Origin of the sequence: Paenibacillus ginsengarvi (assembly GCF_003626695.1) — a bacterium.
GTDB lineage: Bacteria > Bacillota > Bacilli > Paenibacillales > NBRC-103111 > Paenibacillus_AB > Paenibacillus_AB ginsengarvi.
The window spans coordinates 302395-316332 of record NZ_RBAH01000006.1 but is presented as its reverse complement, the minus strand read 5'-3'; the positions used below and the strand labels follow the sequence as shown (position 1 = coordinate 316332).

Genomic DNA, 13938 nt, shown 5'->3' with positions numbered 1-13938 from the left:
GTGGTCCGTCTGTAACACGGGTTCGTGACACCAAGAAAGTACGACCTACCTTCGCCAGCCCAGTACCAGTATGGACAATATTTTCATTCATCAGTGGTGCCGCAAAGCAGCATGTTTGTCTGTAACGTTAAAAAAAGCTTCGGCATCGAAGCTTTAAGCTAACTAAGAGCTAGAGTATATTGCAACATATACCTGAAGCAGCGAATAGGGGAGAGTTCTCTCCCCGTATCCGCCCTTCTTCATCCCGGGCCTTACACGGCGCCATCCGCCTGCCCGACCTTCGGCTTCGCCATTCCTCGCTGAGCATTCACCAGCTTGTAGTAAATCCCCTGCTTCTCCATCAGCTCGGCATGGCTGCCGATTTCGGCGAGCCGCCCCTTCTCCAGCACTATGAGCCGATCGGCGTTCCGCAGTGTCGTTAACCGGTGCGCGATCGCCAGCGTCGTGCGGTTTTTCGTCACCCGCTTGAGCGCCTCCTGGATCGCCGTCTCCGTCTCGATATCGAGCGAAGCGGTCGCTTCGTCGAGGATAAGGATGCGCGGATTGTTCAGCACCGCCCTTGCGATCGCGAGCCGCTGACGCTCTCCGCCGGAGATGTTGTTTCCGTTCTCCTCCAGCTTCGTATCGTAGCCGTCCGCGAGCTTGATGATGAAGTCGTGGGCGTTGGCGATTTTGGCCGCCTCGATAATTTCCTCGAACGTCGCATCCGGCTTCGAATAGCCGATATTTTCCGCGATCGTGCCGCTGAACAGGAACGTCTCCTGCAGCACGACGCCAATCTGCGAGCGCAGCTCTTCCTGCTTGATGTCGCGGATATCGATCCCGTCGATGCGGATGCTGCCTTCGGTCACATCGTACAGCCGCGACACGAGGTTGATCAGCGTCGATTTGCCTGAGCCGGAATGGCCGACGAGGCCGATCATCTCGCCCTGCTTGACGTCGAATTCAATCTGCTTCAGCACCGGCTCATACGACTTATAGCCGAACGTGACGTCGCGGAACGAGATTTCCCCGCGAATCTGGTGCTTCCGGGAGTGGTCCTTATCCAGCACCTCCGACTGCTCGTCGATAACGGAGAAGATGCGGTCGATCGAGATGACGGCATTCGCCACCCATCTCGGCATAAACATCAGCCAGGCGATCGGTCCGAAAATCATCGAGGCGTACATCGTGAACTGAACGAGCTCGCCGAGCGTCATCGTTTTGCCGAGGATCATGTTGCAGCCGATCATCAGCACGAGGTATTGCCCCATTTGGATCAAATAGTTCGTCACCGGCGACAAAATACTGAACAGCTTCTCGCTTTTGATCGAAGCGTCGGCGAAGCTGCGGTTGTATTTCATAAACCGGCCGATTTCCCGGTCTTCGGTCCCGAACGCCTTCACGACGCGTATTCCGCTGAGTACGTCGTGCAAAAACGAACTTGCTCTGTCGTACACCCGCCACTGCAGATGGAACAGCTTCCACAGCACATATTTCCATATGTAGTAATGCAGGTAAGCGACGATCGGGGCGGGAAGCAGCACCACGCAGGCGAGCCGCCAGTCAGCGTTGAACAGCAGGTAAGCCGCCGAAACGAGCACAAGCAGTTGGTAAATGGCCGTCGTGCACATTTCCTGGATCAGTTGACGAATCCGGTCCGTATCCGAGGAGATCCGGTTCATCATATCGCCGGCCCGCTGGGACGTCAGGAAGCCGAGCGACAAATGCTGCAGCTTGTCGTACACCATCTGGCGCAGGTCCGCGGCGATAGCCGAGCTGACGCCGGCCATAATGCGCGCCCTTGCGATGCCAAGAAGCTCTCCGAACAGCAGCACGGCGAGCATGCCGGCGAGCGAGTATGCGAACATTTCCACGCTGGCGGTCTGCCCTTCCGGCGGCTTCAGCGCCGAGTTGACCATTACCTTCTGGAAGTACGGCCCAAGCATGGCGATGCCGGCCGAGACGATCAGTACAAAGGCCCCGAAGCCGAGCCATTTCCAGTGCGCCTTCGATACGCCGAGCAGCCGCCCCAGCGCAGCCGCCTTGTTCATGCATTTCGGGCATACCCGCGTCCCTTTGATGAGCGGTCCGCCGCATTTGTAGCAGACCGCTTCCTCCTCGTTGTTGTAGATGCGTACCTTGCTCTTCGCCGCCATGTCGTTCAGTACTTTGGCGATATAGCCGAATCGCGCCGCATGCTGCATCGTCACCCGCGTTATGATCCGCTTCGAGCCGTGCTCCACCGCTTCCAGAACCGCGTTGCCGATCAGCGGTACGAGCTTGTATTCGCTCGCCTCGGCGATGACGCCGCTATCCAGCACCTCGCCGTCCTCGACGCACGCCCACTTGTGATGCCCGATGACGAAATACGCATCCGTTCGCCGTCCGCCCAAGGACAGATTCGCAGGAACGCAGTAATCGATATGCTCTCCCACAGCAAGCTGCGCCGCGAGCTGGTCGCGTTCCGAGAGCGTGTAATTTAAGTTCATCGAATCCTCCGCTTTCACCCGTTGTTTAGGCCGCTATCGGCAGGCCGAGTACCGCTGTATGGCCGATCAAGCCCTTCCCGGCAGCAGGTACTTGCAACACGGGCGGTAATTTCGGAAATTGCCTCTACATGCACATTTCGACCATACGGTATTCCTTGTCGCTGATCTGCTCCAGATCGGGGATCACAAACCGGTTGCCGTCGACATCGAGGACGAGCAGCCGATTATCGCCGATCAGCTTGACGTTGCTTCCGCCGCTGCGCACCGTAAACCGGCAAACGCCCGCCGTCGTCTCCGTCTCCCAGTAGGAGTAGCCGAATTCTTCCCGGATTTTGACGACCCGGATGATTTCCGGCGCGAAATACCGGATTTTTACCTGCTCTTCCAACAAGTCGGCGATATCCGCCGGGAAGTCCTCGAGCTTGCGGATCATCCCGATTTCTTTATTTTCGAACGTCCGGATCGACAAATAGATTCGCTTGTTCGTATGGGGGAACGAGCAGTGTACATAAACGCCCTGGAACTCTTCCCCGTCCACCGTCACGTTCAGCATCTGTCCTTCCGTTCTGCGGAATGTCGTATTGTCCGGCGTCAAGTAGCGGATTTTCGCCGCTTCGGCGAGATCGTTCTCCGTCCGTCCATCCTTTTCCTTTTCTTTCTCCATGCTTTCCGCCTTCGTCCGCTCCTTCGGAACGTCCTCGGCTTCCGTTATCGCACCCGCACTTGTCATGCGATGATCACCTCTTTCATTTTCAGCGCTTCGTCATGCTTTTTCACGAGCTTATGGTAAGCGCCTTCTTTGCTCATTAATTCGTCGTGCGTTCCCGCCTCTACAACTTTGCCCTGGTCCATGACGACCAGATAGTCGGCATTCCGAAGCGTCGACAGCCGATGCGCGATCGCGATCGTCGTTCGCCCTTGAATGAGCGAGTCGAGCGCCTCCTGAATTTGCAGCTCCGTCTCCGTATCGAGCGAGGCGGTCGCTTCGTCGAGAATGAGAATTTTCGGATTGTACAGAATCGCCCTCGCGATCGACAGCCGCTGTTTCTCCCCGCCGGACAAATTGTGCCCGCCCGTGCCGACTACCGTGTCGTAGCCGTCCGGCAGCTTCTCGATATAATCGTGGGCGTTGGCGATTTTGGCGGCGTGAATAATGTCGTCGATCGTACAGTCCGGCTTCGCATAGGCGATGTTTTCGGCGATCGTACCGGAAAAGACGAACACGTCCTGCGAAACGATGCCGATATTCCCGCGCAGCGAGGCGGTGGTAAGATCTTTGACGTTGACGCCGTCGATCAAAATTTCGCCTTCATTTACATCGTACAAGCGGGAGATCAGATTGACCAGCGTTGATTTGCCCGCGCCGGAATGACCGACAACCCCGATCATTTGCCCCGGCCTTGCCTCGAGGGATACCCCTTTCAAGATCGACTTGTTCGGCTCGTAGCCGAAAACGACGTTCGAGACGCGGATATCGCCCTTCAGATGCTCCAGATGAATCGCGTCCGGTTTCTCGGCCACATCCGGCACCGCATCCTGAATTTCGAATATGCGCTGGGCGGCGGACATGCAGCGCGACCACCAGTTGACGATATTGTTCATGAACTGGATCGGACCGTACAGCATCCCCATATAACCGACAAACGTCATCACTTGCCCGAACGAAAACTGTCCTTTCATGACCATCCAGCCGCCGAAAGCCCAGATGAGCACGCCGCCCGTTTGCGTCAGCAGATTCAGCACCGGAAACACGGTGCCGCCAAGCTTGTTCACGACCTGCTCCGAGTCGGAGAACGCCATATTCGCTTTTTGGAACCGCGCGATTTCCTCCTGCTCCTTGCCGAACGATTTGACGACGCGCGTGCCGCGCATCGAGTCGCTGATGATCGAGTTCAGCGCGCTTACTTTTCTGTGCCTTCTCCACGACAGCCGCCACAGCCGCGGAAACACTTTGCGGACGATGAAAAACACGAGCGGCAGCGGCAGGAAGCAGATAAGCGTCATTTTCCAATCCATGATAAGCAAAATCGTCGTGATCCCGATAATATTCATCGCGTTAACGATAAAGTAGGACATTCCGTCTACGAAAAAAAATTGCAGTTCGGTTGCGTCGTTGTTCACCCGGGTCATCAGCTGCCCGGTCTGCTTTCGTTGAAAAAAGTGTAGCGATAACCGCTGCATCGCGGAAAACACCGTCGTCTTCAAGTCGAACGAAACGTTCGCCGCCAGCTTTGCGATAATCGTGCCGAACAACACCCCGAATACGAGCGATAAGGTGCGGAAAGCAATAATAAGCAAAATGACAAGTCCGATTTTGCCGGCAAACGGCCCCGAGTCCCCTAGCGCCTGGTCGAACAGCACCGTCCCTTGCAAGTAAGGAATGACAAGTCCCGTCGCCGAATTGAGCAGCATGAACAGAACGATGTAGAAGATCGACGATTTATACGCTCCGGCGAACGAGAGCAGCCTGAGAAAAACCGCGTGCTTCTTCAAACATTTCGGACAAACCTGTCGGCCCTTCTCCGGGTAAATCATACCGCACTTCGGACATGTACCCTGCTCCTGATCGTCCCCGAGCTCCTTCGCTTCGATCTCCTCGCCCTTCTTCAGCTTCGTAAACAAGGAGGCCAGCTTTGCCGCTCTCGCCATATGCCCGTTCGTAAAGGCGGCGACAACCCGATCCCCTTCCTTCAGCTTCAGAACGATCATGCCGGAAGCGACGAGGTTGACGACATGCACCGACGTGATCGTTTCGACCGGAATTTCCTCCACTGACCACGGCCCTTCCGGAGCGGGCGCTATGGACTTGATCTCCTTTTTGTGCGCGACATACCCTTTGTAATTTTTCTCATGCGCTGGCGGCGAACCGCCCGTTACGATCCTGAGCGCATCCCGGTTCAGCAGCAAATACGTGTTCGCGAAACTCCCGCCCGTACCCCGGTCGCATATCATCCAGGCGACGAGCTCCTCCCGCTCCATACCGTTTTGCCGCAATACCGTTTCCATTTCAGCAGGTAACGTTTTCATCGGCTCCTCATGTAACAATCTATTAGTATTTTCATGCATAACACCAATAATAAAGGGTCTTCATCCAGATGGAAAGGGAAAGAATGATTGATAATAAACGGATTTTGCCAAAGAAAAAGACGTTGATCTCTAGGATAATCAACGTCTTGCACTTTTTCCAGTTATTTCGCAATTTATATACGTTCAGGTGCCTGAAGGCCGATCAGGTCAAGTCCCGTCCGCAGGACGGAGCACACCGACGCGACAAGAGCGAGACGAGCCGTCTTGAGACCGGCGTCGTCAACCAATATCGGGCATTCATGATAAAACCGGTTGAAGCTTTGCGCGATATCGATCAGATGGCGGCCGATAATCGAAGGCTCCAGCTTATCCATCGCCTGACGCACTTTATCCGGGAACGATTGCAGCTCCTTAAGCACCTGCTGCGCTTCCGCGTTTTCCAGCAGCGCCGCATCGAATCCGGCCGCAGCTGCCTGCTCATCCGCCAAACCTGCCTTGCGCAGCACGCTCCGGGCGCGGGCATACGTATACTGCACGTATGGTCCCGACTCGCCTTCGAAGTTCAGCACGTCCTTCCACGAGAACGATACGTCCTTGATCCGGTTGTTGCTGAGGTCGTTGAAGATGATCGCACCGACGCCGACTTGTCTCGCCACTTCTTCCTTGTTGTCCAGGGAAGGGTTCTTGTTCTCGATAATGTCCCGCGTTTTCTCGATCGCCTGCCGCAGCAGCTCTTCGAGCAGCACGACATTGCCTTTGCGCGTGGAAAATTTGACGCCCTCCAGATTCACCCGGCCGAACGCCACGTGAACGAGCCGGTCCGCCCACTCGTACCCCATCAGATCGATTACCTTGAACCACTGCTGGAAGTGCAGATTCTGCGCATAATCGGTTACGTAGATCGCCTTGTCGAACGCATACGTCCGGTTGCGGTACAGCGCAGCGGCGATATCGCGCGTATGGTACAGCGTCGCGCCGTCCTTCTTCAGAATGAGCGCCGGAGCCATATTGAACTCGTCCAGCCGGACGAGGTACGCGCCCTGATCTTCCTCCAGCAGCCCTTTCTCCTTCAGTTCCTCGACAACGGGACCCATCTTGTCGTTGTAGAAGCTTTCGCCCGCATCCGAGTCGAACGTCACGCCGAGCAGCCCGTAGATGCGGTTAAACTCCTCGTAGCTGATCTCCTTGAACCAGCGCCACAGCGCCAGCGCTTCCTCGTCGCCGCGTTCCAGCTTAACGAACCAGGAGCGGGCTTCGTCCTCCAGCTCCGGCTTCTTCTCCGCCTCGTCGTGGAACAGGACGTACAGCCGCATCAGCTCCTCGATGCCGCCTTCCCGCACCTCGCGCTCGTCGCCCCACAGCTTGTACGCCGTAATCAGCTTGCCGAACTGCGTTCCCCAGTCGCCGAGATGGTTAATGCCGACGCAGTCGAAGCCGAGAAACTTATGAATGCGGTATAGCGCGTTCCCGATTACGGTCGAGCGCAGATGGCCAACATGGAACGGCTTGGCGATATTCGGCGAGGAAAAGTCGATAACGATCGTTTTCCCGGCGCCGATCGTGCCGCTTCCGTACCGGTCGCCCGCCTGCAGCACCTCGCTCAGCACCGATTCCGCGAAAGCGCGCTTGTCGTAGAATACGTTCAAATATCCGGCGGCAGCCGTGGCGCGCGAAAATGCCGGATGCGGGGGCAGCTTGCCGGCCAGCTCCTCGGCGATTTGCTGCGGTGCTTTGCGCATCGTCCGGCTCAGCTTGAAGCAGGGCAGTGACAAATCGCCCATGTCCGGATTCGGCGGCACCTCGATCATCGCCGCGATGACGGACGCTTCCAGACCTTCCGCTGCCGATGCGACCAGCTCGGCCAATATGGATTTATAATCGATCATAAATATGTTGCTCCTTCATCTACCGTTTCAAATCGAGTAATCGGTCATTAGCAAAAACACCCCATGGCGGGGTGAATGCGCGCGTAACCGAAAAGTTACCTATCATTATAGTGAACCTGTTTGGCGAAGTAAAGCCCGGACTTGTCCGCAAGCTGGTACAACATGAAGTAAAGCGTACCCGTCATCGCCGAGAAGGCGGCAATAAACAGCAGCGCCTGCGGATCGGCGGCGATATGCAGCACATCGGTTATGATGCGGCCCGGCTTCCGCAGCAGATCCCAGCTGTTCCAGCGCAGCACCCGCCCGAGATAGACGCCTATCGCTCCGAGCACAGTGACAGCTCCGGCAAACAAACCGCCAGCGACAGCTCCGGCGCGTCGCTTCACTTCCGCATGAATGCCGTAGAGCGACAACGCCCCGAGCAGCCAGCCGAGCACCGCTGCGAGCATATTGACGGACAGATCGTAATACAGCGTCCGTTCGGTGCTAATATAGCTCAGATGCTTCAGGTCGGTCACGATATAGGAAGCATTCGGGTAAAAAGCGAGCCATACGACCGCAAGCGCCGCCGCCGCGATTCCCGGCCTGCGTCCGTCCCGAAGCGACCGGCACACATACAGCGAGGCGAGCAGCGGTATCCAGGCCAGCAGCAGATTCGGCACGATCAGCCAGTAAAAGCTCAGGCTGTTCATATATACGATACGCACTCCGACCATGCAGGCGCAAACCGCGCTTGCCGCCGCAAGTGTCCATAAGATGGACCGGATGTTCTTCGGCTCCAGAAAACCTCCCCCGTTTCACTCCAGTTGCTTCCATCTTACCGGATATTGCGGATGAGCGCAAAGGGGACGAAGAAGCCTGAGTTTTTCCCGTTTAAAAAGGCGTTTCCATCTCCGTATCCTCGCGGCTGGCATATACCTGCTCGATTTGCAGCGAGTAGTCTTTGCTCAGGTCGATAAATCGCTCTTCCGCCTGCACGAGCGGGCGCGTTTTGTCATGGGGGTGAATCAGCACGATCTTCGCAGACGTGCCGTCCGTCAGCCTGACCTCGTATCCGATCAGCGCCTGCATGAATTTGCTGATGAGCAGCGACACGATCTCGGGATCGAAAGCGCCGTAAGCGCCGCCTTCCATCTGCAGCAGCACCTCGTACAGCGGCGAAGGGTTGCGATACACGGTCTTGGAGGCCATCGCATGGAAAACGTCGGCAACGGCGACGATCCGGCTGAACGGATCGATTTTGTCGCCCCCCAGCCCTAGCGGGTAACCGCTGCCGTCCATACGCTCGTGATGCTGGAGGGCCACCAGCGCCTGCCGGTGACTCGTCCCGAACGTCTTCTTGATCATGTCGAAGCCGATCAGCGTATGCCGCTTCATCGTATCGAATTCGTCCGGGGTCAGCGGTCCCGGCTTGTCCAGCAAATCTGTATGAATCTGCGACTTGCCGACATCGTGCAAAATGGCGGCAGTCGTTACTTGCAGCAGTTCCGGCTCTGGTAACCGCAGCCACTTGCCGATCAGCAGCGAGAGGACCCCGACGGCCACGCTGTGACGGCTCCAATAGTTGGTCTTCGCTTGCAGCAGCGCCAGCAGCTCGAGCAGCTGCAGCTCCTCCACCGACTCCCGGATAACCGGAACGATGCGCTGGCGAAGCTCTGCAAGCGGTATTTGCTTTGTTGCCCGGATTCGCTGCCAGATACCGTCCATCGTCTGGGCAGCTTCCTGTATGAACGCGGCTCGCTCCGCGGACGGCTCATTCCCGTACGGCTTTACTTCCTCCACTCGGAAAGCAACTCCTCTTATGTAAACGGATCGTAACACCTAACATGTACGAAGATTTCTCTACATTGTACATGAACCTGCGGAGGCGCTGCTTTCAAAAAGAGTTGAAATTTACATCAAGGAAGCTTTCGAGGGGGCTTGCAGCTTAATCCGTTTTAGCCCACGCGGTAAGGAGACGAGCGCATCAAACCGATCAAATTCGCCGCCGCCGCGGACAAAGCTTCGTTTCTGCGGGTACAAACGGCGATTGTGTTCCGAAGTCGAACGCCTTCGACGAATACGCGACTTAGCTCTCCGCGTTCCACGTATTCGCGCACGACCAGCGACGAGACGAAACTGGCGCCGTATCCGGATACGACTGCGCGGACCGATTCATACAAACCGTTGAATTGCAGCGCCACTTTCGGCGCGGGCGCACTGTGCGTCCGGCATAAAGCGAACAGCCTCTCCCGCGTCGAGCTTCCTTCCTCCCGCATAACGAAGGGCTCCTGCATCATCTCCTCCAGAGCGATATGCCGTCCGGCCAAGCGATGCTTCGAGGAGACTACGAACCACAGCTCGTCCTGGAACAGCTCCTCCATCTCCACATCGTCCGGATATTGCTCCGGCAGACCGCCATATATGGCCATATCCACGTCCACGTTCAGCAAAAGCCGCAGAGCCTCACTGGAATTCGTCGTAACGATCGATAGTTCGACGGCGTCGTAGCGTTGTTTGAACCGGGCGATCCAGGCCGGCAGCAAAAAATGGGACGGCAAATACGTCGCGGCAAGCCGGACATGTCCGCTCGTCCCTTCCCGGCATTCCTGCGCGAACTGCTCGATTTGCCGCTCGACCGCGAACAGCCGCTGAGCTAGCTGCGCGATACGCTGCCCGCTATCCGTTACTGCAATGCCGCGTCCTTGCGGCTTCAGCAGCGTGAGCGACAGTTCCTGCTCGAATTTTTTGATTTGCGCGGTAATCGAAGGCTGGCTGATGTTGAGCGTTTCAGCGGCTCGCGTAACGCTCCCGGTCACAGCAACGGTATGGAATAAACGCAAAGCGTGTAAATTCATCGCTGCCTCCTCAAGTAAATCATATATATTATATATGAGTTTCGAATAATTATATATTATATCTATTTATTAGAATCGAATACAATACAATCATCAACCGAAAGAGGAGCTGAAACGAAATGAATGTAAACCCTGCGTGGACTAAAGTAGACCGCTATATCGAGGAGAAGCTGATCCCGTCCGATCCCGTACTTGAGGAAACAATCGGCGCAAACCGGAAAGCGGGCTTGCCCGCGATCGACGTAACGCACGCGCAAGGCAAGTTGCTGCACCTGCTCGCACGTATGCAAGACGCCTCGAGAATACTCGAGATCGGAACATTGGGCGGGTACAGCACCATTTGGCTGGCGAGGGCGCTTCCTCCCGGCGGAAAGCTCGTGACGCTGGAGCTCGATCCCCATCACGCCGCGACCGCCGCGAACAATATCAGCCGGGCCGGTCTCGCCGCGTTAGTCGACATCAGGCTGGGGAACGCCCTCGACCAGTTGGAGAGACTCGGCAACGAGCAGGCGGAGCCCTTTGACCTTGTGTTCATCGACGCGGATAAACCGAACAATCCTGCCTATCTCCGGTGGGCGCTCCGGCTGGCGCGTCCGGGGGCGGTCATTATCGGGGACAACGTCATTCGCGACGGAGAAGTCGTAAACGAAACAAGCCCCGATCCTCGCGTTCAGGGAGTCCGTAAGTTTTTCGATTTGCTAGCCGGTAATCCGGCCATCGATGCAACCGCGATTCAGACGGTTGGCGCCAAGGGCTACGACGGTTTCGCCATCGGAATCGTTCGGTAGCCTGCCGGTCCGAATAAGGAAGAGATTTCTCGCGCTTCCAGTCATCTCTGGTGGCGGCGGAGCTCGGAATGTCCGATACTGGAAGGAAGACTGCATTGTGCAGAAAAGAACGGGGGAAAACCATGCTGATCGGGTCGCACGTATCGATGGGCGGGCGCGAGATGCTGCTCCAAGCGAGCAAGGAAGCGGCCTCCTACGGCGCCTCGACTTTCCTGATCTATACTGGCGCGCCGCAAAATAGCAAGCGCAAGCCGATCGAGCAGTACAACATTGAGGCGGCTTACGACCATATGGAGCGGCACGGCATATCCGATATCGTCGTGCACGCTCCGTTTCTTATTAATTTGGCCAATACGATTAACGAGCGGGTGTTCGAATTCAGCGTCGAATTTCTGCTGGACGAGCTAGAACGGACATCTCGGCTGGGCTCGCGTCAGCTCGTGCTGCATCCGGGCTCGCATATCGGCGCAGGAGCGGAGGCTGGCATCGCCAGCATCATCCGCGGGCTGAACCGGGTGCTCTGTGAGCGGCGCGAAGCGGATGTGCAAATCTCGCTGGAAACGATGGCGGGCAAAGGAAGCGAATGCGGCCGCCTCTTCGAGGAGCTTGCCGCCATCATCGACGGGGTGCAGCATAACGAGGCGCTGTCGGTCTGTCTCGATACGTGCCATGTGCACGACGCCGGTTACGATATCGTGCACGACTTCGACGGCGTGCTGGACCGGTTCGACCGCATCATCGGCCTCGACCGGCTGAAGGTGCTCCACATTAACGACTCCAAGCACGAGCGCGGCTCGCGGAAAGACCGGCACGACAATATCGGGCACGGACGAATCGGTCTCAAGGCGCTCGACTACATCGTCCATCATCCGCAGCTCGCCGCGCTCCCGAAGCTGCTGGAGACGCCTTCGATCGGCGCGGTCAAATACAAAACAGCCCCGTATCGGCACGAGATCGCGCTGTTGCGGCGGGAGGTAAGCGAGCCGGTTGCCCGTCCCCGCCTTCACTCCTTCAACAGCCATTTCTCCGCATCTTCCCTGGATTCAAACACGCCGAAATGATGGCTTTTATTCGCCTCAAGCGCCATTTCTTTGAATCTCCCTTGTTGGATCAGCGCTTTCGGGGCGACGGCCGCCGCTTTCACGCGATAATTGATCCATTTCTGCATCATATGCCCAGCGACGCCCGTTCTCAGCTTGAAGAAATCCTCCGACAAAGCCTCGCTGTGCAGCAAAATATAACCCGACTCATGCTCCATGCACAAAGCAACAAGATCCACAGCGTCCTGCTCGGTGCCGAGACGGGGCTCGGCGGATAAAACCTCGATATATTTGGAACCCCCATGATCCACGATTGTATAATGCATTGCCGCTTTCTCCTCCTTTTGTTTTCTTTCACCAAGCTGTTTGCGAATTTGCTGAACCCATACAAGCTCGTTTCGGTAGAAGAGCAGCGCGTTCTCGGAAATTTGATCCCACAAAAACGCCTCCCGCTCGCTTCTGCCCGGAGCGGGAGCTCCGCGTCTCCGTTTTTCCTGCTGGTATAGCAGCTGCGTGCCGATCTTGTTCTCGTATTGCTCCAGCAATTCGTCCAATTCCTCGTCGTTCAGTTGATCCGCCCATGCCAGTTGAATGAGGAACGTATTCCGGAGCTCAGGAATCTCCGGCTCGCTCACCACCCATTCCTTCAAACAGGCGCGCCCCTCCTCCGTGATGCTGTATATTTTTTTGGACGGAGAGCTGGTTTGATGCTGAATTTCGTTGGTGACCAGCCCTTCGTCCAGCAGCTTGACCAGCGTTTTGTAAATTTGATTGTTGTTGCCGGACCAATACATCGTTGGAGATTGTTCGAAAATTTTTTTTAATTCGTAACCGGTTGCGGGCTTCCAGCTAAGAAGTCCGAGTATGGCATGTTGGATGGACATGAGAGCCTCCGTTTAGTGTATCGATATCATATGTTAATAGTAACATAATCCTTGTAAAAGTAAATAAACAACATACCGGGCTAACGGAACCGCCTTCCCTTTCGCAAGCGATTGTCTTGGCTCGGGAGGAAGCAAGATGTGAACCAAACCAGTCTGTTAGGTATAATAGGGGGACAGACTTACCATCCCTATTCGCGAGAGGAGCATCTTCATGAACTTCGATCAGACGGAAGCCATACAGATCCTGGAGCGTACGCCGCAAACACTGGAAGTTTTGTTAACCGGTTTATCCGAGGGCTGGCTGGAGTGCAGCGAAGGCGAGGGAACTTGGAATGCCCGCGAAGTGGTCGAGCATCTGATCGAAGGCGAGAAAACGAACTGGATTCCGCGTCTGGCGTTCATACTTGCTGAAGGCGAGAGCAAGCCCTTCCCTTCCTTCGATCGTTACGCTCATTTGAAACAAAAATCGGCGGAGGAGCTCGGACCGGTGCTGCTCGAATTCAAGACAATCCGAGCGCAAAATATAACCCGGCTCCGAGAGCTTGTGGAAGGCAAAGATCAGCTTGAGCTTACGGGCTCGCACCCCGCTTTCGGCACAGTCAAGGTAAGAGAGCTGCTGTCCGCATGGGTCGTTCATGATTTGACGCATATCGCTCAAATCGTCCGGGTTATGGCCAAACGATACGGGGCGGATGTCGGGCCGTGGCGCGAATATTTAGGCATTTTGCATAGAAGTTGATCGGGCACTATCCCTTCATCACGGGTCGGCGTCATTCCTCATCCATTGTGCACGCAAACGAATTGTGCTACAATGGGTTCACTTTAAGGAACGGAGGGTTGTCCTGACGATGGGTGCAGTTAATCACGGAAGATTGCGTTTTGTTGCTTTGTCCCGCTAATTTCATAGGGAACAAAGGCTCTGCCTGCGTGCGGAGCAAAACGGAATCGGTCTGCCCATTTTAGGACATCCTGCTGCTTGGATGGATAAAAAACAAGGGACAGCGC

The 13938-nt window shown here is 56.1% G+C and carries 11 protein-coding genes; 3 read left to right on the top strand and 8 right to left on the bottom strand.

Annotation, left to right across the window (positions count from 1 at the left end; translation table 11 throughout):
- Positions 1-251: 251 nt before the first annotated feature.
- The 7 genes from D7M11_RS11215 to D7M11_RS11185 form a co-directional block, all read right to left on the bottom strand.
- The gene (locus tag D7M11_RS11215) at positions 252-2471 is read right to left on the bottom strand and encodes an ABC transporter ATP-binding protein (protein ID WP_120747282.1); all 2220 of its coding nucleotides are present in this window, start codon (positions 2469-2471) and stop codon (positions 252-254) included.
- A gap of 124 nt (positions 2472-2595) precedes the next feature.
- On the bottom strand, positions 2596-3201 hold the full coding sequence (locus tag D7M11_RS11210) for a DUF1854 domain-containing protein (protein ID WP_240041053.1): 606 nt from the start codon (positions 3199-3201) through the stop codon (positions 2596-2598).
- Complete coding sequence (locus D7M11_RS11205) at positions 3198-5477, bottom strand: ABC transporter ATP-binding protein (protein WP_240041052.1); 2280 nt, start codon at positions 5475-5477, stop codon at positions 3198-3200. The genes D7M11_RS11210 and D7M11_RS11205 overlap by 4 nt, the downstream gene beginning before the upstream one ends.
- A 194-nt stretch (positions 5478-5671) precedes the next feature.
- Entirely contained in the window at positions 5672-7381 is a 1710-nt protein-coding gene (gene argS, locus D7M11_RS11200) for an arginine--tRNA ligase (RefSeq protein ID WP_120747307.1), read from the bottom strand.
- 98 nt (positions 7382-7479) lie between these two features.
- Positions 7480-8100, bottom strand: coding sequence for a DUF1361 domain-containing protein (locus D7M11_RS11195; RefSeq protein ID WP_120747280.1), 621 nt, complete (start codon positions 8098-8100; stop codon positions 7480-7482).
- A 157-nt stretch (positions 8101-8257) separates the two neighbouring features.
- A complete protein-coding gene (locus tag D7M11_RS11190) occupies positions 8258-9166 on the bottom strand; it encodes an HD-GYP domain-containing protein (protein WP_120747279.1) in 909 nt (302 codons plus the stop codon).
- A 155-nt stretch (positions 9167-9321) separates the two neighbouring features.
- On the bottom strand, positions 9322-10221 hold the full coding sequence (locus D7M11_RS11185) for a LysR family transcriptional regulator (protein WP_120747278.1): 900 nt from the start codon (positions 10219-10221) through the stop codon (positions 9322-9324).
- 119 nt (positions 10222-10340) lie between these two features.
- On the opposite strand from D7M11_RS11185, the gene D7M11_RS11180 reads away from it, so the two are divergent.
- Both D7M11_RS11180 and D7M11_RS11175 read left to right on the top strand, forming a co-directional pair.
- Entirely contained in the window at positions 10341-11009 is a 669-nt protein-coding gene (locus D7M11_RS11180; RefSeq protein WP_120747277.1) for an O-methyltransferase, read from the top strand.
- Between the two features lie 122 nt (positions 11010-11131).
- Positions 11132-12070 carry a deoxyribonuclease IV gene (locus tag D7M11_RS11175; protein ID WP_120747276.1) on the top strand — a complete coding sequence of 313 codons (939 nt, stop codon included), beginning with the start codon at positions 11132-11134 and terminating at the stop codon, positions 12068-12070.
- Here the strand turns inward: D7M11_RS11175 and D7M11_RS11170 are convergent.
- The gene (locus D7M11_RS11170; protein ID WP_120747275.1) at positions 12013-12933 is read right to left on the bottom strand and encodes a DUF4180 domain-containing protein; all 921 of its coding nucleotides are present in this window, start codon (positions 12931-12933) and stop codon (positions 12013-12015) included. The genes D7M11_RS11175 and D7M11_RS11170 overlap by 58 nt on opposite strands.
- Before the next feature lie 211 nt (positions 12934-13144).
- Between D7M11_RS11170 and D7M11_RS11165 the strand changes: the two genes are divergently transcribed.
- A complete protein-coding gene (locus tag D7M11_RS11165) occupies positions 13145-13672 on the top strand; it encodes a DinB family protein (protein WP_120747274.1) in 528 nt (175 codons plus the stop codon).
- Positions 13673-13938: the final 266 nt, after the last annotated feature.

What these genes read in the sequence shown, in the direction of transcription:
- D7M11_RS11215 (WP_120747282.1), bottom strand. Translation starts at nt 2,471, where the DNA reads ATGAACTTAAATTACACGCTCTCGGAACGCGACCAGCTCGCGGCGCAG.
- D7M11_RS11210 (WP_240041053.1), bottom strand. Translation starts at nt 3,201, where the DNA reads ATGACAAGTGCGGGTGCGATAACGGAAGCCGAGGACGTTCCGAAGGAG.
- D7M11_RS11205 (WP_240041052.1), bottom strand. Translation starts at nt 5,477, where the DNA reads ATGGAAACGGTATTGCGGCAAAACGGTATGGAGCGGGAGGAGCTCGTC.
- D7M11_RS11195 (WP_120747280.1), bottom strand. Translation starts at nt 8,100, where the DNA reads ATGGTCGGAGTGCGTATCGTATATATGAACAGCCTGAGCTTTTACTGG.
- D7M11_RS11185 (WP_120747278.1), bottom strand. Translation starts at nt 10,221, where the DNA reads ATGAATTTACACGCTTTGCGTTTATTCCATACCGTTGCTGTGACCGGG.
- D7M11_RS11180 (WP_120747277.1), top strand. Translation starts at nt 10,341, where the DNA reads ATGAATGTAAACCCTGCGTGGACTAAAGTAGACCGCTATATCGAGGAG.
- D7M11_RS11175 (WP_120747276.1), top strand. Translation starts at nt 11,132, where the DNA reads ATGCTGATCGGGTCGCACGTATCGATGGGCGGGCGCGAGATGCTGCTC.
- D7M11_RS11170 (WP_120747275.1), bottom strand. Translation starts at nt 12,933, where the DNA reads ATGTCCATCCAACATGCCATACTCGGACTTCTTAGCTGGAAGCCCGCA.
- D7M11_RS11165 (WP_120747274.1), top strand. Translation starts at nt 13,145, where the DNA reads ATGAACTTCGATCAGACGGAAGCCATACAGATCCTGGAGCGTACGCCG.